Source organism: [Bacteroides] pectinophilus, from assembly GCA_025146925.1.
Lineage (GTDB): Bacteria > Bacillota > Clostridia > Lachnospirales > Lachnospiraceae > Bacteroides_F > Bacteroides_F pectinophilus.
Window position 1 is genome coordinate 157,420 of record CP102260.1, and the last position, 22,188, is coordinate 179,607.

General features: G+C 42.6%; 20 protein-coding genes. 18 read left to right on the top strand and 2 right to left on the bottom strand.

The window, feature by feature from the left end; translation table 11 throughout:
* Positions 1-3: 3 nt before the first annotated feature.
* From NQ488_00675 to NQ488_00740, 14 genes are all read left to right on the top strand, one after another.
* Positions 4-813: a hypothetical protein gene (locus NQ488_00675; GenBank protein UWN95859.1), complete on the top strand. Its 810-nt coding sequence runs from the start codon at positions 4-6 to the stop codon at positions 811-813.
* Between the two features lie 75 nt (positions 814-888).
* Positions 889-2,832 (top strand): DUF6077 domain-containing protein, encoded by a 1,944-nt coding sequence (locus NQ488_00680; protein UWN95860.1) that lies wholly within the window; start codon positions 889-891, stop codon positions 2,830-2,832.
* Between the two features lie 153 nt (positions 2,833-2,985).
* On the top strand, positions 2,986-4,440 hold the full coding sequence (gene rfaE2, locus NQ488_00685) for a D-glycero-beta-D-manno-heptose 1-phosphate adenylyltransferase (GenBank protein UWN95861.1): 1,455 nt from the start codon (positions 2,986-2,988) through the stop codon (positions 4,438-4,440).
* A gap of 74 nt (positions 4,441-4,514) precedes the next feature.
* Complete coding sequence (locus NQ488_00690) at positions 4,515-5,765, top strand: glycosyltransferase family 9 protein (GenBank protein ID UWN95862.1); 1,251 nt, start codon at positions 4,515-4,517, stop codon at positions 5,763-5,765.
* 50 nt (positions 5,766-5,815) lie between these two features.
* Positions 5,816-6,793 (top strand): ADP-glyceromanno-heptose 6-epimerase, encoded by a 978-nt coding sequence (rfaD, locus tag NQ488_00695; protein ID UWN95863.1) that lies wholly within the window; start codon positions 5,816-5,818, stop codon positions 6,791-6,793.
* Positions 6,794-6,795: 2 nt separating this feature from the next.
* A complete protein-coding gene (locus NQ488_00700) occupies positions 6,796-7,698 on the top strand; it encodes a hypothetical protein (GenBank protein UWN95864.1) in 903 nt (300 codons plus the stop codon).
* An 88-nt stretch (positions 7,699-7,786) separates the two neighbouring features.
* Positions 7,787-8,893: a DegT/DnrJ/EryC1/StrS family aminotransferase gene (locus tag NQ488_00705; protein UWN95865.1), complete on the top strand. Its 1,107-nt coding sequence runs from the start codon at positions 7,787-7,789 to the stop codon at positions 8,891-8,893.
* A gap of 29 nt (positions 8,894-8,922) precedes the next feature.
* The gene (locus NQ488_00710) at positions 8,923-10,017 is read left to right on the top strand and encodes a GDSL-type esterase/lipase family protein (GenBank protein UWN95866.1); all 1,095 of its coding nucleotides are present in this window, start codon (positions 8,923-8,925) and stop codon (positions 10,015-10,017) included.
* Positions 10,018-10,128: 111 nt separating this feature from the next.
* Positions 10,129-10,989 carry a sporulation transcription factor Spo0A gene (spo0A, locus tag NQ488_00715; protein ID UWN95867.1) on the top strand — a complete coding sequence of 287 codons (861 nt, stop codon included), beginning with the start codon at positions 10,129-10,131 and terminating at the stop codon, positions 10,987-10,989.
* Positions 10,976-11,956, top strand: a complete 981-nt coding sequence (locus tag NQ488_00720; protein UWN95868.1) for an acyltransferase — start codon at positions 10,976-10,978, stop codon at positions 11,954-11,956. The genes spo0A and NQ488_00720 overlap by 14 nt, the downstream gene beginning before the upstream one ends.
* Complete coding sequence (locus NQ488_00725; protein ID UWN95869.1) at positions 11,953-13,248, top strand: hypothetical protein; 1,296 nt, start codon at positions 11,953-11,955, stop codon at positions 13,246-13,248. The genes NQ488_00720 and NQ488_00725 overlap by 4 nt, the downstream gene beginning before the upstream one ends.
* Complete coding sequence (locus NQ488_00730; protein ID UWN95870.1) at positions 13,212-14,090, top strand: hypothetical protein; 879 nt, start codon at positions 13,212-13,214, stop codon at positions 14,088-14,090. The genes NQ488_00725 and NQ488_00730 overlap by 37 nt, the downstream gene beginning before the upstream one ends.
* Before the next feature lie 2 nt (positions 14,091-14,092).
* Entirely contained in the window at positions 14,093-14,920 is an 828-nt protein-coding gene (locus tag NQ488_00735) for a glycosyltransferase family 2 protein (GenBank protein UWN95871.1), read from the top strand.
* 17 nt (positions 14,921-14,937) lie between these two features.
* Positions 14,938-15,858, top strand: a complete 921-nt coding sequence (locus NQ488_00740) for a glycosyltransferase family 2 protein (protein UWN95872.1) — start codon at positions 14,938-14,940, stop codon at positions 15,856-15,858.
* Positions 15,859-15,944: 86 nt separating this feature from the next.
* Here the strand turns inward: NQ488_00740 and NQ488_00745 are convergent, their stop codons facing one another.
* On the bottom strand, positions 15,945-16,856 hold the full coding sequence (locus tag NQ488_00745; GenBank protein ID UWN95873.1) for an MBL fold metallo-hydrolase: 912 nt from the start codon (positions 16,854-16,856) through the stop codon (positions 15,945-15,947).
* 125 nt (positions 16,857-16,981) lie between these two features.
* Between NQ488_00745 and NQ488_00750 the strand changes: the two genes are divergently transcribed.
* The 3 genes from NQ488_00750 to NQ488_00760 are packed head-to-tail and all read left to right on the top strand — an operon-like array spanning position 16,982 to position 20,124.
* Complete coding sequence (locus tag NQ488_00750) at positions 16,982-17,941, top strand: hypothetical protein (GenBank protein ID UWN95874.1); 960 nt, start codon at positions 16,982-16,984, stop codon at positions 17,939-17,941.
* A 27-nt stretch (positions 17,942-17,968) separates the two neighbouring features.
* Positions 17,969-18,994 carry an ATP-grasp domain-containing protein gene (locus tag NQ488_00755; GenBank protein ID UWN95875.1) on the top strand — a complete coding sequence of 342 codons (1,026 nt, stop codon included), beginning with the start codon at positions 17,969-17,971 and terminating at the stop codon, positions 18,992-18,994.
* Positions 18,994-20,124, top strand: a complete 1,131-nt coding sequence (locus tag NQ488_00760; protein ID UWN95876.1) for a diaminopimelate decarboxylase — start codon at positions 18,994-18,996, stop codon at positions 20,122-20,124. The genes NQ488_00755 and NQ488_00760 overlap by 1 nt, the downstream gene beginning before the upstream one ends.
* Here NQ488_00760 and NQ488_00765 read toward each other — a convergent pair.
* On the bottom strand, positions 20,093-20,998 hold the full coding sequence (locus tag NQ488_00765) for an AraC family transcriptional regulator (GenBank protein ID UWN95877.1): 906 nt from the start codon (positions 20,996-20,998) through the stop codon (positions 20,093-20,095). The genes NQ488_00760 and NQ488_00765 overlap by 32 nt on opposite strands.
* Before the next feature lie 176 nt (positions 20,999-21,174).
* On the opposite strand from NQ488_00765, the gene NQ488_00770 reads away from it, so the two are divergent.
* Complete coding sequence (locus tag NQ488_00770; protein ID UWN95878.1) at positions 21,175-22,116, top strand: GDP-L-fucose synthase; 942 nt, start codon at positions 21,175-21,177, stop codon at positions 22,114-22,116.
* Positions 22,117-22,188: the final 72 nt, after the last annotated feature.

Sequence of the window (22,188 nt, forward strand, 5' to 3'; positions counted from 1 at the left end):
TAAATGATGCATGAATTTTTCAGCCAGCTGGGAATAACTTACGGATATTATTTTGGATACGGATTCCTCGCACTGCTTCTGGTGGCCGGTGCTATGTGGATAATATATGCGGGAACAGATGTACAGAAAAGAATACTGGTGGCACTGCCTGTATGCGTTATAGTGCTTACGCTGCTGAATCCGGTATACTATAAGCTTGCAGGTCTGACAGCTGATTATACATATGCAAGATCGTACTGGAATGTACCGTTTTTTTTGATACTTGCATGTATGTGGGCTGCACTTGTAAGAAAGACCGGTAAGAGTAAGGGAATAGGGATTTCAGCTGTAATGGTGCTTATGATTCTCTTATGGGGATATGGGTTAGGCTCTGTTAACAGAGAACATAATCTGTTTTATGTAAGAGATAATATTTACAGAGTGCCGCAGAACACTGTAGATATTGCAGATATGATAACAAATGATTGTGACGGTGAACCGGTTGTATATGCTCCTGCGGATATATGCAGATTTATGAGAACATACGATGCGGATATAAAACTTGTATACCATGACTGGTGGAAGGAACTGTCAATAGATTACGGAACATATTCGGTAGATGATGAAGAATTAATTATAAATTACCAGACGGTATATGATTTTATAAACTCTGACGAGATTAACTACAAGGCAATAATGCAGCTTCAGAAGCTTACAGGCTGGAATTACGTTGTACTTAAAGAAGATGGCAGCCGGTCTGTTATGCAGACGGAATACGGGCTTGTCAGACTTGGGACGGTTGATGGTTACAATATATACAAAAATGCTTACTAGCTGGTTTACATGCAGGATTTGTGCCTGCGCACAAACCTGGGATGCCCTGAAAAACGGGCAGGAATGGAGATTAGTATGATATCGGTGTGTGTATTTATATTAGTTGCGGCAATATTGCCATATTTTTGCGGCTGTATGCTGAAGTGTCTTATTAAAGACAAAAGTATTGGTCTGATACATACTTATATGGTCGGATTTGTCGGACTGTGGATGCTGTTTGCAATTGTGCAGATACCATTAAAGATATTTAATGCAGGACTGAATATAATGGCTGTAGCATACCTGTTTGTGCTTGCTGTATTAATAGCAGCCGGTTGTGTCTTTGCGGATAAAAAGCGCCTGAGACATCTGCTTGAAAAAAATATACGGTTTGAACGACAGAATGCTGGTACATATGCGCTTATGGCGGTTATGATTGCCGGAATAGCGGCGCAGATAGCTGTGGCGGTAATAATCCATGAAAATGTCGTATATGAGAATGACTATGTAACAGCGCGTGCCATGCAGATATATACGGATGGCAGATATAATGGAGGGATTAATCCATTTACCGGACAGAATACGGACGGAATGCCGTTTGGAATGATTATGTCATGTTCAGCGGAATTTGTAGCCGTGATATCATATATTTTCCGCACAACACCTTTGACAGTGGCTAATCTGTATATTCCGCTGGTTATTATTCCGGTGGTATACATGTCATATTATATTATGTCATTTGTGCTTTTTAAAAATAAAAATCACAGGTATATGTTTCTGACAGCGCTGTCACTTCTGTCAGTATTCAGTAATTATTCACTCAGACCGAAGGAGTCTCTGTGGAACCTGATGCTTATAAACAGCTGGAACCCTGATGTTATGGCTTGCAGCATACTTGCGGTACTTGCATTGTATTACGCTATTACAACAATACGTGCAGAGATAAAGTGGCATGATGCAGAGCTTGAAGCCGGTTCTGAAAAAGCAGATGCCGCATACAGGAATGTTGTTAGAAACAAAAGTATCTTCAGATCAAAAAGAGTATATCTTACAGCAACATTATGCGCACTCTGTTTTACGTCTGTATATGGAATCATAATAAGTACGATTATGTGTGCGGGAGTATTCGGATGCTATTACGTTGCTAATTACGGCAGGAATGGGATGCATATCAGAAGTTATGCGGCATCATTTGTTCCGTGTATTGTATACATTGCTGCATGTGTTATATACAGTGCGGCTACGCATAATATGAGCTCAGCTGCCGGTTTCTGGAATAAGTATGCCGGATACATAAGCGGAATGTTTGTTAATGATTTCATGACAAATATGTATCTTGTGATAACCATCCTTGCTATTGTATATATTGCAATGAAGAAGAATAATTCCGGAAAAATTCTGTTTGTCTATATAACTGCAATTACTTTTTTAATAGTGGTGCTTAATCCGTTAACGTATTTAATATTGGGAGTTATTGCACCTGAATATTGCAGCGTAACATTTTGGATCATACCGTTTAATGCAGCGGTAGCTTATGCGGCTGTGGATATAATATGCGGCATTTCCGGGAACAGGCCGCGGATTACCGTATGCTGCATATGTGCGCTGATGGTTGTGATGATAGTGGTGTTTATGCCGGTATACGGAAATAATTTTGCATGGCAGAGGACAAGAAAACCTGATAAGATATCTGATGAGACAAAACAGATATGCAGGATAATCGGGGATGACGGTCAGGATAAGAATGTTATAGCACTCAATGAGCTGTGCTCATCACTTAGAATGTCTGACCAGGGTATAAAACTTTATTATTACACAGATAACAGATATGCTGTCGATGATGACAGGGATATGTATGTATATCTTAATCAGGACGAGCCATATCTTCAGGGAATAGTGCAGAATGCAAAACGTGCCGGATATAATTATGTTATATTCAGAAAGGGAGTGTTAGACCCTAACTGGTCGTCTGTGCAGTATCATATATGGCCTGTGGGTTCCACGGATAATTATGATGTTTACAGTATAGGATATTTTTAGAAGTTAGCTTTATCAGTATGCTTAAGGTATGCTGATAAAGCTATTTGTGTAATTATATGTTATATGGTAAAATAAAAAGATAATATGTACGCGGCAATCTGTCTGAGTGCAGCCCGCGTAGTGCGATTAACTTTGTGCAGGAACGGAGAATATATGGAGAATCTGATAAAGCAGTTAAAACTTTGCAATAAAAAATTCCTCGTGGTTGGAGATGCAATGCTTGATGTGTATCTTCACGGTCAGGTCTCAAGAATATCACCGGAGGCACCGGTCCCGGTATTCAAATATGAGAGCAGGGAGAATGTGCTTGGTGGTGCAGCCAATGTGGCAGCCAATGTGGCGGCAATGGAAGTGGATGTGGCACTTCTTGCGGTTACGGGCAATGATGATGCCGGACGGCAGATAATAGAACTCCTTGGGAACAAAGGCGTGAAGACAGATCTTGTGCTTGCATGTGATAACAGAATTACAACTATGAAAGCAAGACTTGTATCATCAGGCCAGCAGATAACAAGAATTGATAACGAGGATACCTCTGATATAGATGACACATGTGAGAATAAGCTTGCAGACATGCTTGAGGCAGCAATCGACAGTTATGATATCGTGCTTATGTCAGATTACCAGAAAGGCTTGCTGTCAGACTCATTTGCGGCAAGGGTTATAGATATTGCGCGTAAGCATGGGCGTAAGGTCATAGTTGATGTCAAGTCCAGGAATCCTGCCAAGTATGCAGGTGCATATCTTCTTAAGCCTAACCGCAGAGAGCTTGCATATATGACAGATATGCCGGTCGGGACGCATGATGAGGTAGTAGCTGCTATGAAAAAGCTTCGCGAACTTGCGGGATGCGAAGCTGTTATAGCAACCTTAAGCGGTGACGGAATGATGTATCTTGACAGGGATGGCAGTGTATACGAGTCTAATGTTGAGGCAAGGCAGGTTCGTGATGTTGTAGGTGCCGGAGACACTGCATTTTCATATATAGGACTTGGAATTGCCGAGAACTTAAGACCGCAGACAGTAATCACACTTGCTAATGCAGCATCATCGATCAAGGTTACTAAATTCGGTACATCGGTGGTTACGCTTGATGAACTTGAGGATATGTTTGGCAGCAGGCCGGCTAAGATCCAGACACTTGACGGACTGCTTGAGCAGCTTGCCAGATTCCGTGAAAGAAAGCCGGGGGCTAAGATTGTATTTACAAACGGATGCTTTGATATTCTTCATCTTGGACATGCAAGGTATCTCAAGGAAGCAAGAAAGCTTGGAGATATGCTTATTGTCGGGGTTAATTCCGATGCTTCGGTTAAGAGACTTAAGGGCGAGGACAGACCGATTAACCATGAGGATGTAAGAATGGCAATGCTTGCAGAGCTTGATTTTATAGATTATGTTGTAAAGTTTGAGGATGACACGCCATATGACCTGATAAAGGCTGTACAGCCGGATATTCTTGTCAAGGGCGGGGACTATAAGATTGAAGATATAGTGGGACATGACATAGTTGAAGCTAAGGGTGGACTTGTCACAACAATACAGCTTGTTGACGGTATGTCCACAACTAACATTATCAATGCCGTTAACGCGGCTCACCACGAATAGCCGGACGGTAGTGCAAAGCTGTAGAGACAGCTGTAGAGGGATACCGTATAATAAGTATTGCAGGATGTGGAACAATGGGAAGTATCTTAAGAAAAGCAGTCATAAGAATGACACCTGTGCTGTGTAAAGCAGATATATGGCAGCTCAGACACAATAATAACAGAATAGAGACAGATGAACAGAGAGCCGCAGCTAAGGGCAGGGTGGCACTTGTAAGGCTTGATGCAATCGGTGACTTTGTAATATGGCTGGACAGTGCGGCAGAATTCAGAAGACAGTTTGCAGGAAGGCATATAATACTTATATGTAACAAGGCATGTAAGGGGATAGCCGAGGCAAGCGGACTGTTTGATGAGATAGTTCCGGTAGATACAGGCAGACTTAATTACGCCGGCAATTTCCGCTTCAGAAAGGAACTTTCGCATGAACTGGAACGTATTAATGTTGAGCTGCTGATACAGACTGCATTTTCGAGGCGGGTGTATACTGATGTGGTATCTGCGGCAGTAAGGGCAGAGAAAAAGCTGACAATACGTGACAGGTCATTTGATAATGCCTCACAGGGTGCGCTTAAAGCAACAGATACGATATATGACAGTGTTATAGATGCCGGAGACGGACATGTTATGGAGCTGGTGCGCAATGCCGAATTCGTGCGTAAGGTGACAGGAAGCACATTCCGTGCATCCGTTCCGGTGCTCAGGGCTACAGAAGTTCCTGACGGCATGATTCCAGAGGGAGATTATTTTGTTGTATTTCCGGGAGGAAGCTTCAGGGCAAAGATGTGGCCGATAGAAAGATTTGCGCAGGCAGCGCAGTTTATACATGATACTACAGGCTGGAAATGCTGTGTCTGCGGTTCACCTGATGAGAAATATCTTGCCAATGGTCTTACATCGCATTACAATGGTGATGTCATTGACATGACGGGTAAGACAACGCTTCTGCAGTCGATAGAGGTAATAAGGCATGCAAAGCTGCTCATAGGCAATGATACGAGCGGAATACATTTTGCTGCGGCAACAGGAACCAAAGCAGTCTGTGTATTCGGCGGATGGCATTACGGGAGATTCCTTCCGTATAAGATTGAGAACGGGCAGTTATCCGGTGGAAATGACAATGACATCAATAACAATGATATCAATAAATGCATGCCGGCAGTCTGTGTTCATGACATGGAATGCTTTAACTGCAGAATAGTTGACAGAACTTCCCAATGTCAAAAACATATGAAAGATACAGGGCTGTTTACATGTGTCGACATGGTGAGTGTGAAGGATGTAACAGATGTTCTTAAGAATGTGCTAAGAGAGCTGCAGATATAGAACGTGGTTATAAATGCAGCTTTTAACAGTATAATATTGGAGGTACAGACATGATAATAGTAACAGGTGGAGCAGGATTTATAGGAAGCTGTGTAGTGAGAAGCCTTAATGACAGGGGAATTGACGACATTATTATAGTTGATAATATTGCCGAGACTGATAAATGGCGCAACATGGCCAACAAAAGATACATAAAGTATTACAACAGGGATGAGTTCCTTGAGCATCTTCCTGAGTATGCAGGCAGGGTTACCAATGTATTTCATCTTGGTGCGTGCAGCGCAACAACAGAGCGTAACTTTGATTACCTTTACAAGAATAATCTTGAGTACACCAAGACATTGTGGAAGTTCTGCGCAGACAATAATGCAAGCTTCGTATACGCAAGCAGCGCTGCAACATATGGTGACGGTTCACAGGGATTTGACGATAAGGCAGATATAGATAACTATCTTCCGCTTAACGGATATGGATATTCAAAGCAGCTGTTTGATATATGGGTAAAGAAGGAGCTTGCGGCAGGTAATAAAGCACCACGCCAGCATGCGGGACTTAAGTTCTTCAATGTATATGGTCCTAACGAATATTTCAAGGGCAGCATGGCGAGCGTTATCATGCATGGCTTTAACCAGATTAAGGAAAGAGGATATATAGGGCTATTCAAGTCTTATAAGGAAGGCTATGAGGATGGCGGACAGTTAAGGGATTTTGTCTATGTAAAGGATGTATGCAATGTCATGATGTTCCTTATGGATAATCCTGACGTAAGCGGGCTTTTCAATGTCGGAACAGGTAAGGCAAGATCATTCTATGACCTCGCAGCTTCTGTATTTGCGGCACTCGGAATTGATAAGGATATAAGGTTTATAGATATGCCTGAGACTCTTCGCCCAAAATATCAGTATTTTACAGAGGCTAAGATGGACAAGCTCAGAGAGGCAGGATATGATAAGCCGTTCTACTCACTTGAGGAGGGCGCAAAGGACTATGTTCAGAATTATCTGGACAAGGATATGCGTATCTGGTAATTATGAAGAATAAAAATGCAGCTAATGCAATAGCCGTGCTGATACCGTATTTAAGGGCGGCAGCATTTATAGTGCTTGTTATTATGCTTGAGATAGTGCATGCAAAGGCATGGAGCTATGATGAAAACGGACTTGCAGAAGACCAGTTCAGACTTATAGAGCAGTCTAAGCAGACACGCAGTGAGGAGAAGCTTATAATAGGCGACAGTGTGGCATCACAGCTATTCGGCAATGATAAAAGGTTTCAGAATGCATATACAATGACAGGCAACTGCTCGGCGACAATGGGAGGCTATTATCTGCTTCTGCGTAATTACATAGAGGCTAATCCACAGACCAAAAGGATAATTATGGTAATATCTCCGGATCTGATGGCTAATGCGGCAGACAAGGATTACTCATACCAGTATTATGTTGTTCCGTATTATACGCAGGAGAATATGCAGTATATAACGGAGGATGTCCAGGAGTATATTGATTATAAGTATGGAGCTGCCGCAACCAGGTGTGAGCCTCTCAAAAAGATAATATACAATGATATGTTTGTGTTGTCACAATACAGGGATTACATAACAGCAACGCGTCCGAAAGAGCGTGAAAATATGCGTATAAGCGCATTGTCTGCCACATATCTGAGGCAGATAAAGCAGCTTTGTGATGATAACTCAATTAATCTTAAGGTAATGTGCTGTCCATTGCAGAGCAACAGAATAATGCGTACATGGAAGGGCTTTGAGGAAGATATAGAAAGATACGGTTTGCAGGATATCCTCAACGGTTACAGTAAGAATGCTACTTATTATGACGAAAAGAATTTTCAGGATGAATATCATTTTAAGGACAGTTTCCTGAAAAAGGGACGGCCGGTTATTCTGAAGAATCTTCTTGAAAGGAATGGAGAATAGTGTGAAAAATAAGATTTTTCACACGCAAGATTTGTGCTTGCGCACAAACTTGATATGCGCAAAAGGCAGCGCAGGAATGGAGAATAGTATGGAAAAAATTCTTGTTACAAGGTCATCTATGCCGCCAATGGAAGAATATATAGAGGAAATAGCTTCGATATGGGACAATCACTGGCTGACCAATATGGGAGAGAAGCATGTAAGGCTTGAAAAGGAACTTAAGGAGTATCTGGGAGTTGATGACATCACGCTTTTCTCTAACGGGCATATGGCACTTGAACTTACGCTTCAGGCGATGCATCTTAAAGGGGAAGTAATTACCACTCCGTACACATTTGCGTCAACAACACATGCTATAGTAAGAAACGGACTTAAGCCGGTGTTCTGTGATATTAATCCGGATGACTATACTATAGATGCTGATAAGATTGAGCGGCTTATAACAAAGGATACATGTGCTATTGTTCCTGTACATGTATACGGCAATATATGTGATGTCGACAGGATTCAGGAGATAGCTGACAGACACGGACTTAAGGTTATATATGATGCAGCACATGCATTTGGGGAGACATACAACGGACGGGGTGCCGGAAGCTTTGGCGATGCATCAATGTTCAGCTTCCATGCCACCAAGGTATATAATACAATCGAGGGCGGCGCTGTATGTTATTCGGATGAAGAGCTGGGAAGGAGACTGTACCGCCTTAAGAATTTTGGCATTATGGATGAGGAGACGGTTGATTATGTCGGAGCCAATGCCAAGATGAATGAATTTCAGGCTGCAATGGGGCTTTGCAATCTTAAGCATGTTGATGGTGAGATTGCCAGGAGAAAGGCTGTTGTAGACAGATACAGAGCCAATCTCGATGGTGTCAGAGGTGTGCAGCTTTCAAAGGTTCAGGATGGCGTAAAGTACAATTATGCCTATTTCCCTGTAGTATTCAATGAAGAAGAATTTGGTGTGACAAGGGATGTGGTATTTGAGAAGCTTGCAGAGAATGATATATTTGCAAGGAAGTACTTTTATCCGATTACGAATACATTTGAATGTTACAATGGAATGTTTGATCCGAATGATACGCCGGTTGCACTTAAGATTTCAAAAAGAGTGCTTACACTTCCGTTATTTGCTGACCTGCCATTATCAGATGTTGACAGGATATGTGATATAATAAAAGACTGTGCAGAGTAATGAATGGAACGAAATGGAGATTGGAATTAATGAGGAATTGGAATTATTACATTAAAAAAACGACAGCAATTATGATTGCCTTAGGAATGGTTGTCATGACAGGATGTGCAGATAAGGGGCAGGGCGCTGATGCAGATGCATCAGGTCAGGCAGAAACTGTAGTGCAGGCCAATTCCCAAGGTCAGGATAACAGGCAGAGTCAGGATGTTTCTTCTGCACCGGATCAGACAGAGACAGAAGCCCGGACAGAGTCAGATAAAACAGAAAAAGCTGTTGAAGAGAAGTCTGAAGCAAAACAGGCAGAGACTGAAGCTGCAGAACAAAATACAGAGAAGGAAACAGATTCTGAAACAGAGACCGAGGCAGCAAAGGCTCCGGTTGAAGTGAAACCTGTATACAGAGTGACACCTGAGACGGAAGCCGATACAGAGGCACCTGCCCGGACGGAGGCTGTCACGGTGGCAGCACCTGTACAGACAGAAGCCCAGACTGAAGCTGCTTTTGTATCAGCAGGTAAGCTTACAGCACCTTTTGGAATAGCATTCCTTGGAGACAGCATAACGGTAGGATATAAGAGTGGTTACAGCTATGCGGATGTTGTCTGCGAAGATCTTGGATGTGTACAGTTCAACTATGGAATATCGGGTAATACGCTTGCAAGCAATGGCGGAGAAGGCTTTGTTGAGAGATATAAGTCTATTAATCCTGACTGCAGGGTTATAGTTGTATATGGCGGTTCTAACGATTACTACAATAATGTTGCACTTGGAAGTCCGGATTCAACCAGAAAAGACGAATTCTACGGCGGACTTAAGAAGCTGTGTTCAGGCCTTAAAGAGAGTTATCCGGATGCCAATATAGTATTTCTTACGCCGCTTCCGGGTGAATTTGGCGGTATGCATAATTCGAGCAACAATGAGACAGGAAGTTCGATGTGGGATTATGTAGATGCAATGCAGAAGGTATGCGCAAAGTATGATATTCCGGTCATAGATTTGTATCACAATTTCAACATCAATGCGGATAATTATGATTCATACACATCAGACGGCCTTCATCCTAACGAAGAAGGACACAGCCTGATTGCAAAGGCAGTTGAGAAGTATATAAAAAGTCTGATGTAATTAAGCATCGGTAAAATATGTGTCGAATAATGCGACAGCATACTATAGTTTTGTTTTTTGAAAAATGAGATTATTATAGTAGGCACATATATAACAGGAGGGATGCAAAGTATGGATGACGATAAGATAAGGGTTGCATGTGCAGATGACAATATGGCGGTACGCAGGGTATTCAGGGATATAATTAACGATGAACCTGATATGGAACTTGTCGGAGAGGCGATAAATGGCTCAGAGCTCATATCTGTTATAAAGAATTACAAGCCGCATGCGGTTGTACTTGACCTTATTATGCCTAAGCTTGATGGGCTTGAGGTGATAAGAAAGATAAAGGCTGATGACACTATTAAGAATAAGCCGGTATTTATAGTTGTCAGCGCAATAGGGGAAGACAGGATAATAAGAGAGGCATTTGAGTCAGGCGTTGAGTATTATATTATGAAGCCGGTGGATGGCCCACTGCTTACAGACAGGATACGGTGGGCACTGAATAACGAAGAGCAGCGCCGCAGAAGTGAGGAGCTTAAGAGACGCAATTCATATACTGATATAGAGATAAAAGTTGCAGACATGCTTCTTAAGCTCGGAATGCCGGTTCATATAATCGGTCAGCGTTTTATGAGGGAAGCACTTATAATGACGATGAATGACAGAGAATGTGTAAGTTCAATTACGAAGCTGCTCTATCCTGATATTGCAAGAAAGAATAAGACCACGCCCACAAGGGTTGAGAGAGCTATGAGACACGCGATTGAAGTAGTATGGACCAAGGGCGATATGAAGTGGCTTGAAGAGATATTTTGCAGACCGGCAGGCAATATAGAGGACAGGCCTACTAATTCAGAATTTATAGCAAGAATGGCAGAATATATTTCAATAAGACTTTCTGTTGCGGATAACAGGAATATGGTTATTGAAAGTATTGAAGATGTTAGAGAATTAGAGAGAATGAAGCAGAATGAAATATTTTAAAAATCTCAGTTATCTGAGGGTAATTGCATGTATTGCAATTGTGTGTACACACATAAGCCAGAGGCTTATGCTTGAGGGCAGGATTTATGAGCTCACGCATTACATGCAGCATGGTGTTTATCTTTTTTTTATAATAAGCGGTTTCCTGGCGTTGTATACATATTCGGAGAATAACTACAGCCCTGTAAGATACTGGATTAAAAGGCTGGCAAGAATATTGCCGGTATATTATGCGGTAGTTATATATGATATAATAGTACACGGTTTGATATTAAAAGATATGCCGCATGATTGGGCGGGACTTGGCTGGCTGAGATATATATTTATAATCGGACAGTACATACCCGGAGAGAATCAGTGGCGTAATCTGAGCTTTACATGGACGATTGGCATATTTGTCTTATTTTATATAATGACACCGATTCTTGCCAGAATAATGAAGACATACCGGTCATCACTTGTTGGACTTGCGGTTACATACCTGTGCATGATAGGCCTTGATATCCTGTATGCACGTCTTGAGATTACAAGAGACTGGTTCACACCGCTGTTTTATGTGTTATATTTTATGTTCGGAGCGGTTGCATGCAGGGCAGTTCAGGAGCACAAAGCTGACAGGGCATCACTTTTATTGGCATGTATAATGCTGTATTTTTTTGCAATGTCCAAGTTCAACAGTCCATACACATTGTCATGCCTGTTTACTATAATTGTCCTTGCGTCAATGAATGTGGAATTTAAGAATTCATATGTAAATAAAATGTTTGACGTGCTTGACAGATTTTCCTATGAAATATATCTTGGACATGCGGTGGTAATGGAGATAATAGACATGCTTATGGCATCATACATATTGCCTGAGGCTGCGATAACCGGCATTGCTGTTGTTGGTACGACGATAGTAAGTGTTGTGCTGTACTATGGGGTTGACAGACCTGTCAATGCATTTATCAGAAGGAGAACATGATGTTAAAGAAACTGTTTGGAGAACAGAATATGGGAAGCAAGCAGAAGAATATCTGGCTGAGGATTATCTCGATATTCTGTATTATGATTATAGCCTTTGTGCTGATGCTTACGCTGGTTATGTGCATTCCCAATTCTGCAATAAAGCAGAATTATGACCGCTCAATGGAGGTGTTCGAGCAGGAGGGAGACGGCTGGAACAGAGTATATACATATGCATCGGGAAGCATGATTGATAATCTGACTGACAGCATAATTATAAGCGGGACAATGGTTAATGATAACTGCAGCCCGTTGAGTAATGCCTTAAGCGGCAACGGATACAGCAGATACTGGCACGGATATCTTGTCTGGGTAAGACCGCTCCTCGTATTATTCTCATATCTTGATATAAGGTATATCCTTATGGTTGTATTAATGTTCCTTCTTACAGCATGTACACTTGGGCTTAATGACAGGCTTGGACGCGGTACGGCATGGATATTCACACTCTGCATGGTACTTGCATATTTTATAATGGTGCCATGGAGCCTTCAGTTCTGTGAGGTATTTCTCGTAACGATGACGGCCCTTGTATATATAACAAAGCGTTACAGTGCGTCGAAGACTGTGGCATTCACGGGCGAGATGTTTCTTATAATCGGAATGGTTACGCAGTATCTCGATTTTCTCACGGCACCGCTTGTGACACTTGGACTTCCGCTTTGTGCAGTGCTTCTGATAAATGCGAAGGAGCTTGGCAGGGATTCAATAATAAAAAACTGGGCTGTACTTATTCATTCATGCATAACATGGGCAGTCGGATGGGCAGCAGGCTGGGCAGCCAAGTGGATTGTCGGAACGGCAATTCTCAGACGCAATATAATTGAAGATGCGCTGAATCAGGCATCATTCAGGGTAAGCGGCAATGATACAAGCAAGGTAAGCAGAATTACGGCACTTGCCAAGAATATCTATTCCGCAATGCCATTTTCGAATGTAATCGGCAAAGGAGAAAAGGGCGCTATGATTCTTGTCGCAGTGTTGTATATTGCAGTGTTTGTGCTTATGGCTGTGCTTTGGATTAAGTACCGTAAAAAGACTGAATCAGCGGTATATCTGCCAATAGCAGCAACGGCGTTGCTGCCTGTAGCCTGGGTTATTGTAATGGGTCAGCATTCGCAGATACATTTCTTCTATACATACAGAATGTTTATTATTTCGTGGTTTGCACTTCTGACAGCATATGCAGGGTGCATTGACTGGAGGGCATTAAAATGTTCAATATCTGGAATGAAGAAGAACCGCTCATAAAGGAGCAGTATTCGAGAGATAATTACATTATTGCGGACTACAACGGTGAGGATGCCAAGCCATACTGTGTTATATACTTTTCAAGCAATGGGCTCTATTATCCTAATACAGAAGAGAATTTTGCAAAGTTCATGGCGGATGACAGATTTGAATGGCGCAGATATCATTTTCACAAAGCAAGACGTGAGATATATGTAAGGGATATATACAAACAGTGGTATATAAAGGGGATTAATTCGGAGATTTCATCGATAGATAAGCTGATTGCATGGATTTCACAGAATGTTCCCAAAGGCTGTGATATAATAACGGTCGGTAATTCTGCCGGAGGTTATATGGCGGTTCTTGCGGCGTGTCTTCTCGGTGCAAGATATGCATATGATTTTTCGGGACAGTTCAATATAGAGGATGCGCTCGAAGGCGGTGAAGATAAGAATTCACTTTTTAAAAGAGAATTCCGGACATCAGACATATCTGCCGGAAGAGTATTCAATAACAGGGATTATCTTGATTTGAAAAAATATATCTATGCTTCTCCCGATCTGGATATTTTTTACTTCTATCCGGCTCTTTGTGAAGACGATAAAAAGCAGGCAGAACACATAGCTGACTGTGGTAATATACATCCATTTTTATTCAGGGATGACAAACACGGCGAAACAATGTATAATTTCAACCTGGACGATGTGTTTGCCATGGAACCGGAACAGATAATGGAGCTTTCGCGCAGGATACAAGGGAAGATTATCGGACGGACTGCTTTTTCATTGTATGTCAGAGGTGCAGCAGGAACATTTGCGGCACTTTTTACCCAATTTCAAAAGAAGCTCTTTAAGAGGTAGTAATGAAGAAACTTACTGTTATAATGACATGTTTTAATAGAAAAGATTATACACTGCGCTGCATTAATTCGCTTAATGAGACTGCCGGGCTTTTGGCAGACTGGCGGTTTAATTATGTGGTGGTTGATGATAACAGCACGGACGGAACAGAAGATGCGCTTGTGGAATTATCCGCGGCTGCGGGGACGGATATCTGCGTCCTCAAAGGAAACGGTAATCTGTTTTACACCGGAGGAATGCGCAAGGGAATAGAATATGCCAAGGTACATTGTGCAGACTCAGACGGGTATCTCCTTGCCAATGATGATGTAAGGTTTGACAGCGCCGGTGTCAGCCATATGATTGCAGATATGGATGCTGCGGTACTTGTAGGTGCAACAAAAGATGACGATGGCAGATTCAGTTACGGTGGAATACGTTATGTAAAAGGGATAAAATATATTCCGGTAAAGCCGGAGGATGATGACAGGACATGTGATACTTTTAATGCTAACTGTGTCCTTGTGCCGGGAGATATCTTCAGGGCTTCACCTAATATGGATGAGGCATATAATCACAGCCTTGGAGATTTTGATTATGGTCTTCAGATAAAGAGGCTCGGTTACAGAGCAGAAGTCTACAGGATATATGCAGGTGTATGTAACAAGAACGATGTCAGAGGCACATGGAATGATACCACACTGCCGAGAAAGCTAAGACTTGCGAAAAAGGAAGGAATCAAAGGGCTTCCGCGAAGGGAATGGTATCATTTTCTTAGGAAGAACTTTGGGGTTGCAACGGCATTTACAAGATCGTTGACACCATATATCAGAATATTACTCGGCAGATAAGCCGTATGGAGGAAATAATGTCAGAACAACGTATTGCAGTTTTAATACCATGTTACAATGAAAGCGTAACTATTAAGAAAGTAGTAGAAGATTACAAAAAGGTGCTTCCGGAGGCAGTTATCTATGTGTACGATAATAACTCAACAGATAACACGGCTGAACTTGCGAAAGAGGCAGGCGCTGAAGTAAGATATGAGCGCAGGCAGGGCAAGGGTAATGTAATAAGAACAATGTTCAGGGATATAGATGCAGACTGCTATGTTATGATAGACGGTGACGATACTTATCCGGCTGATAACGCAAGAGAGCTTGTGGATGCCGTACTTAACGGTGAGGCGGATATGGTAATCGGTGACAGACTGTCATCAACATACTTTACAGAGAATAAGAGACCTTTCCACAATTCAGGCAATAAGATTGTAAGATGGTCGATTAATAAGCTTTTCCACAGCGATGTAACAGATATCATGACAGGCTACAGAGCATTCAGCAGGCAGTTCGTTAAGAGCTATCCTGTATTGTCAAAGGGATTTGAGATTGAGACGGAGATGACTATACATTGTCTTGATAAGAACTTTAAGATTGTTGAGATACCTGTTTCATACCGTGACAGGCCTGAGGGAAGTGTATCAAAGCTTAACACTTTCAGTGATGGTGCAAAAGTGCTTAAGACAATCGGTACCTTGTTCAGAGATTACAAACCGCTTACATTCTTTTCAATAATAGCGCTTATATTTGCAGTTATCGGAATGATATTCTTTGTGCCGGTTCTCATTGATTATGCACAGACAGGAATGGTAGACAGATTTCCTACACTTTTTGTTGCCTGCATGTTGTTTATCGTTGCAGTCCTTATGTACGTTACGGGGCTTCTTCTTCATGTTATTAACAAGAAGCACAGACAGCTTTATGAGCTTTACCTGAATACTATAAAGTAAGATAATAAAGATATGTTGCCCGAAAGTAATAAAGTCATAAGCAGTGCAAGCGTGCCTGCGTTGATTTGTTACTTTCGGGCAAATGTTTAATATAACTGATATACATTAGGTGTGGTTGTGAAGTCTTTCACGGTCACACCTTTTTCTTTGAGATGTTCTGCAAGTTCATAGGCAGGATATTCGGAATCCTGCATTATCCATGCAGGAGAATCAATGAATACGGTCGAAGCGCCTGTGTTATCATAGAATTCATCTGAGAATGACCAGTTGCCGTGATGCCCGGCCTGAATACAGCCGCATCTGAGCTCACTGCCATACAGTTCTGTAAGAATATCTTCCATCTGGTATTTGATGTCTCCGCAGAATATCATGCTGCTGCTGCCATAGCTTGCTTTGAATACGAGAGAGCTGTCATTGGTTATGTCGTTGGAGTTATCAAGAACATAACGGTCATATGCGTTGTATACCTTAATATGAAGACCGTACAGGTCAAGCTCCTCTCCACGGTTCAGGTGAGTTACATTGTCTGCATCCTTAGTGAGCTTTCGGTATTCCTCAAATACCGCCAGATCGTCCCATTTTTCACCGCGGTCTTTAACAACATCATAATCAACAGGGGAGTCATATATGCGGTCTATGGTGATACCATCAGGATTAGCATAAATGGCATTGAAAGCCCCGATGTGGTCCTGATGAGGATGTGTGAGAATCCATGCATCAACGTGGTTATTGTGCATCTTTATGGCATCACGGACGCGCGCCTCGTTGCCTGCCCATCCGCCGTCAACTATGAGAAAATGTCCGGCACCGTCTTCAAGAGTATAGAAGCCTGCCTGGCCGCCCGTAAGGTCAGAGTACTGTGTGACCGTCCATCCGCTGTCCTTAGCTGCATTATGCATGACATATGCTGCGACACATGCAAAAATAATCATCATTACAAATATTGGCACTAAAAATATAATTCGTATTGCATTAATACTGAGCTTTTTTTCTTTCATAAACTTGACCTCTTTTCCATTGAATAGTATCATAAATAGATAGCGCGAAACAAGTAGCAATAACTTAAATTATAATAAAATATTGTCCGGCAATATAAGCCGGATCCGGATATATGGAGGTCCTGATGGGGAAGACACAATGGCTTGCTGACTTTGCAAGGTCAAGCTGGCAGACTAAGGTTATGAGAAAAATGCTGGATGCAGAAAAGTACGATGCACTCAGGCACAGCTTCTATGAGAAATCATACGGAAAGTCGATTCTCGACAGCGCAACGGTGAACAGACAGCTTCGTGAAAAGCTTAAGAATGGTGAACCGTTTGCAGTTACACGCAATGGCATGTGGGAGACGGGGATACTTGCCAAGATACAGCGGGATATTATGTGGAATAAGGACACGGCAGCAGGGATGGATGATGTATTCACTGACAGGCGGGAGAGAGTGCGTTATTATAACATGACCTGTGAGCTGATGCAGTATGCAGACTATGTAGTTAACTGGTTCAGTATTAACATGGAGTCATATTTTAACAAGCAGTTTCTGAAGAAGAATCCCGGCATGCAGTTCTGTGAAGATAACGGAGTTTCCAACTTCCTTCTTAAAGATCCGGATTCATGGATATATGGCATTGAGGGTAAGAAAGTGCTTGTTGTCAGCCCGTTTGTCGAGTATATGGCGAAGCAGTATGAGAAGAGAAACCTGCTCTGGAATGGTATAAGAATACCCGAATTCGAGCTTCACACTGTTAAGGCATTATTCTGGTATGACGGCTATAAAGATCCAAGCTTCAAAAGCTGGTTTGAGGCGTTTGACTATCTGTATCTGGAATCCATGAAGCAGGATTTTGATATTGCACTTCTTGGATGTTCGACATTCTCGACACCGCTGGCACTTAAGTTCAGAGCGAGGGGAAAGCAGGCAGTACATGTCGGCGGGCCTTTGCAGCTTATGTTTGGAATTAAAGGTAAGCGCTGGGATGCATATTTTACGGATACTTATAATGAACATTGGATAGATCTGCCCGATGAGACCAAGGTTGGTAATGTCGACTCACTTGATATGACAGGCGGAAGCTACTGGTCGTAGCAGAATGCCTGCGGAATGGAGATTAGTATGAATATATTGCTTACATCAGCCGGAAGGCGAGGATATCTTGTTGAATTTTTTAAAAAGGCACTCGGTGGAAACGGGCTTGTGCATGCCGGCAACAGCTCACCGGTATCGCCTGCATTTTACTATGCGGACAGACATGTGGTTACGCCGCTGATATATGATGATGATTACATACCGTTTCTTAAGAGATACTGCAAAGAGAATGATATAAAGCTTATTGTTTCATTGTTTGATGTTGATCTTATGGTGCTTGCAAAGCATCGTGAAGAGTTTGCAGCGCAGGGCGTTACTGTTGTTGTGTCTGCACCTGAGGTAATAGACATATGCAATGACAAGTGGAATACATATGTATTCTGCAGGGATAACGGATTTAACGTGCCTGCTACATACAGGTCGCTTGAAGATGTTAAGAAAGCTCTTGCTGACGGTACAATCAATTATCCGGTAATGATAAAGCCCAGATGGGGCATGGGCTCTATTGCAGTGTTTGAGGCGGATAATGAGCAGGAGCTTGATGTATTTGCAGAGAAGGTGCGCAGGGATATTTTTAATTCGTATTTAAAATATGAGTCGGCAGTTGATGAAGCTTCATGCGTGCTTTTTCAGGAGAAGCTCTGCGGACAGGAATACGGGCTTGATGTAATACATGACCTTAATGGAACACAGAAGCTTACGGTTGTGCGTAAGAAGCTTGCAATGCGTTCGGGAGAGACGGACTGCGCATCAGTTGTAAGATATCCGGAGGTTGAAGAGACAGGAACAAGGCTTGGAGAAGCACTTGGACATATCGGTAATCTTGACATGGATGTATTTGTGGTTGACAAAGTACCATATGTGCTTGAACTTAATGCGAGATTTGGCGGCGGTTATCCGTTCAGCCATTTTGCGGGAGTTGACCTTCCTAAGGCAATCGTAAAGTGGATAGATGGCGAAGATGCCTCAGAAGAGCTTACAATTAAGCAGTATGACAGGATTGCACAGAAAGATATAAGACTTATTGATATAACATTTGACGGGAGAGACTGATGAACACACCTTGCTATACGATTCACCTTGACATATTTGAGAAGAACTGCCGTGAGGTCATGGATGCATTTGAAGAGGCCTGGGGCGGCAGGGTCGAGTATGGGTATTCTGTTAAGACTAACCATGATGCCGGACTTATGAAGTATGCACATGCCAAGCTGGGGTGGTTTATTGAGACAGTATCGCCGGATGAGCTTGAACTGGCATTTAATCTTGGCTTTGATGCGGAGAATATTATATTTAACGGTCCATGCAAATGCAGCAGGCAGGATGCACTTATTAATGCAATCCGTGGTGGGGCGTATGTCAATCTTGACAACCTTGATGATGTGAGCTTTGTCTGCAGACATGTGTCGGATGTAAGAGATGCATCAAGAATCGGAATACGTGTGAATTATAACCTTGAGGCGGAATGTCCGGGAGAGACAACGGCTGGAGAGAGTGTAAGCCGTTTTGGAATAGATGTGGAGAACAAAGACTTTGCGAGGGCTGTGGACATGCTCCGCAGTGCGGGTATAGAGCCTGCCGGACTTCATATGCATACAAGCACAAGGAGCCGCAGTGCAGCTGTATTTACTTCACTTGCACGCAAGGCTGCGCAGCTTGTTAATGATTACGGACTTAAGCTTCATTTTGTAGATATGGGCGGCGGATATTTTGGCGGACAGAAGGTTGAAGGTAAGCCGTCAATGGAGCAGTACGCTCAGGTCATAACGCGGGAACTTAAAAAGGCACTGAACCCGGAGATGACAACGCTTATTCTGGAGCCGGGTGCTTCGGTCATTGCAACCTCCGTAACATATGAGACATCAGTGCTTTCTGTGCGTGATATACGCGGAACAAAGATAGTTACGATGGACGGTACACTGCTTCACGTTAATCCGTTTATGGCACACCGTAACCAGCCTTACAGTACATCGCTTATTGCGGATTATGATGCAAGACCTGTAGACGAGCATCAGATAATATGCGGCTGCACATGTATGGAGAATGACAGGTTCGCAGATGAGCACAGTGTGCGCAGATTAGAGCCGGGGGATGTGCTTTCGTTCAGATTTGCCGGAGCATATACGATGGCATTTAACAGTAATTTTATAGTTAATCCTGCTGAGGTAAATTACGAGTTTTGATGCCGCCTTTCCACATACTTCTGTACTGTGAAGCGGTCATACCCTCAATTCTGCGGAATACTTTGTTGAAATAGCTGGCATCGGCAATTCCACATTCTGAGGCAATCTCTTCAATGGAGCTGTCGGAGAATCTCAGTTTTTCTTTGGCGGCGGATATGCGCCGTGTAAGAATATACTGGACTATAGTCATCTTGTATTCCTTTTTGAATGCATGTGACAGATAATATTTACTTATAAAGAACATAGAGGCAAGGTCATCAAGTGACAGCTTTTCGGTGTAATGATTGTCAATGTAGCTGATAACGGCGGCTAATTTGGCAGCAACGAAGGAGCTGTCATTTTCTTTTGCACTTATTCCCAGGGTTATGGAGTCGGTGAGCAGATCGGTTATAATACGTGCAATCATTATAGCGGAATCGGCGGTGTGTGTCTCACCAAGCTCAATCAGGCGAAGTATGCGGTCAGTTACGGCTGTGGTGTCATTAAGGCGGAACACACAGCTTTTGCGTTCAGCAAAATATCTGTAATAGTAACTGGCAAGAGGCCCGTTATAGTGAATCCACATAAGCTCCCACGGGTCGCTGTCACTGCTCATGTGTGAGTACTCGCCGTGACAGTCTATAAGTATGCAGTCACCCGAATGGACATCGTGCGTCTCTCCGTTATATCGTATGACACCGCTTCCTGACAATATTATCATAAAAAGGTAGGAGTCAAGTCCGCGGCGTCTGCTCTCATGCGGCTTAAGGCTCTGAAGATAGCCTGCCTCCTGTGCATAGAACATGTTGCGCTTGGCAAAATCGTCGGGTGTTGTTATGACACGCCGCGTATTGGTTACTTCTGATTTGGTATATTTTTCAAAAAATGTTGCCATAATGCCCTCCGTATGGTGGCGTAATTATATGGAATACGTGTTGTATGTGCATAGCAAGATAATACTATTTTGCGGCAATATAGTCAATTGATTTTAGAGATATAATGGTCTATTCTAATACACGGCGCAGCAAAATGTGGCTATAATAATGAATCTGATTAATTATGGAGGATATAATGGAAAAGGATGCTAAGATATACGTTGCAGGACATCACGGAATGGTAGGTTCTGCTATATTAAGAACACTTAAGGCACAGGGATATACTAATTTTGTATTAAGAACATCTAAGGAGCTTGACCTTAGAAGACAGGCCGATGTTGAGGAATTCTTCAGAACAGAGAAGCCTGATTATGTATTTTTTGCAGCATCAAAGGTAGGCGGAATTATGGCTAACAGCCTTTATCCTGCTGACTTCATGTATGACAATATGATCATGGAGATGAACATGATTAAGAATGCATACGATAATGGTGTTAAGAAGCTTCTTTTCCTTGGAAGCTCATGCATATATCCAAGAATGGCACCACAGCCTATGAAGGAGGACTGCCTGCTTACAAGTGCGCTTGAGCAGACTAATGAGGCATATGCACTTGCCAAGATTTCGGGACTCCGTTACTGCCAGTACATGAACCGCCAGTACGGAACACATTACATCAGCGTAATGCCTACTAACCTCTATGGACCTAATGACAATTATCATCCACAGAATTCACATGTGCTTCCTGCAATGATCCGCCGCTTCCATGAAGCAAAGGAGAACAATGCGCCTACAGTTACAATCTGGGGAACAGGTAAGCCTCTTCGTGAGTTCCTTTATGTAGATGACCTTGCAGAGGCGTGTGTATATCTTATGAATACATATGACGGAGATGAGACAGTCAACCTTGGTACAGGCAAGGAGATCTCAATCGGAGAGCTTGCAGAGCTTGTTAAGAAGGTTGTAGGCTATGAGGGTAAGATTGAGTACGATACGTCAAAGCCTGACGGAACACCAAGAAAGCTTCTTGATGTAAGCAAGCTTGAGTCGCTCGGCTGGAAGTATCATACGGAGCTTGAAGAAGGTATTGCTCTTGCATACCATGACTTCCTTACAAGTGATGTGAGAGTGGAGAGATAAAAGTAAAATAACATATAACGACCGGCAGCAGCCGCGTTATAATAACAGAAAAGCCATACTGTGAGTGTAAGT

Excerpts from the sequence above, each read along its gene's own strand:
- NQ488_00745 (UWN95873.1), bottom strand. The coding sequence starts at position 16,856 with ATGAAAGAAAAAAAGCTCAGTATTAATGCAATACGAATTATATTTTTA.
- NQ488_00710 (UWN95866.1), top strand. The coding sequence starts at position 8,923 with ATGAGGAATTGGAATTATTACATTAAAAAAACGACAGCAATTATGATT.
- NQ488_00735 (UWN95871.1), top strand. The coding sequence starts at position 14,093 with ATGAAGAAACTTACTGTTATAATGACATGTTTTAATAGAAAAGATTAT.
- NQ488_00725 (UWN95869.1), top strand. The coding sequence starts at position 11,953 with ATGATGTTAAAGAAACTGTTTGGAGAACAGAATATGGGAAGCAAGCAG.
- NQ488_00690 (UWN95862.1), top strand. The coding sequence starts at position 4,515 with ATGGGAAGTATCTTAAGAAAAGCAGTCATAAGAATGACACCTGTGCTG.
- rfaE2 (UWN95861.1), top strand. The coding sequence starts at position 2,986 with ATGGAGAATCTGATAAAGCAGTTAAAACTTTGCAATAAAAAATTCCTC.
- NQ488_00700 (UWN95864.1), top strand. The coding sequence starts at position 6,796 with ATGAAGAATAAAAATGCAGCTAATGCAATAGCCGTGCTGATACCGTAT.
- NQ488_00680 (UWN95860.1), top strand. The coding sequence starts at position 889 with ATGATATCGGTGTGTGTATTTATATTAGTTGCGGCAATATTGCCATAT.
- NQ488_00765 (UWN95877.1), bottom strand. The coding sequence starts at position 20,998 with ATGGCAACATTTTTTGAAAAATATACCAAATCAGAAGTAACCAATACG.
- NQ488_00770 (UWN95878.1), top strand. The coding sequence starts at position 21,175 with ATGGAAAAGGATGCTAAGATATACGTTGCAGGACATCACGGAATGGTA.
- NQ488_00750 (UWN95874.1), top strand. The coding sequence starts at position 16,982 with ATGGGGAAGACACAATGGCTTGCTGACTTTGCAAGGTCAAGCTGGCAG.
- rfaD (UWN95863.1), top strand. The coding sequence starts at position 5,816 with ATGATAATAGTAACAGGTGGAGCAGGATTTATAGGAAGCTGTGTAGTG.
- NQ488_00740 (UWN95872.1), top strand. The coding sequence starts at position 14,938 with ATGTCAGAACAACGTATTGCAGTTTTAATACCATGTTACAATGAAAGC.
- NQ488_00705 (UWN95865.1), top strand. The coding sequence starts at position 7,787 with ATGGAAAAAATTCTTGTTACAAGGTCATCTATGCCGCCAATGGAAGAA.
- NQ488_00730 (UWN95870.1), top strand. The coding sequence starts at position 13,212 with ATGTTCAATATCTGGAATGAAGAAGAACCGCTCATAAAGGAGCAGTAT.
- NQ488_00675 (UWN95859.1), top strand. The coding sequence starts at position 4 with ATGATGCATGAATTTTTCAGCCAGCTGGGAATAACTTACGGATATTAT.
- spo0A (UWN95867.1), top strand. The coding sequence starts at position 10,129 with ATGGATGACGATAAGATAAGGGTTGCATGTGCAGATGACAATATGGCG.
- NQ488_00755 (UWN95875.1), top strand. The coding sequence starts at position 17,969 with ATGAATATATTGCTTACATCAGCCGGAAGGCGAGGATATCTTGTTGAA.
- NQ488_00760 (UWN95876.1), top strand. The coding sequence starts at position 18,994 with ATGAACACACCTTGCTATACGATTCACCTTGACATATTTGAGAAGAAC.
- NQ488_00720 (UWN95868.1), top strand. The coding sequence starts at position 10,976 with ATGAAATATTTTAAAAATCTCAGTTATCTGAGGGTAATTGCATGTATT.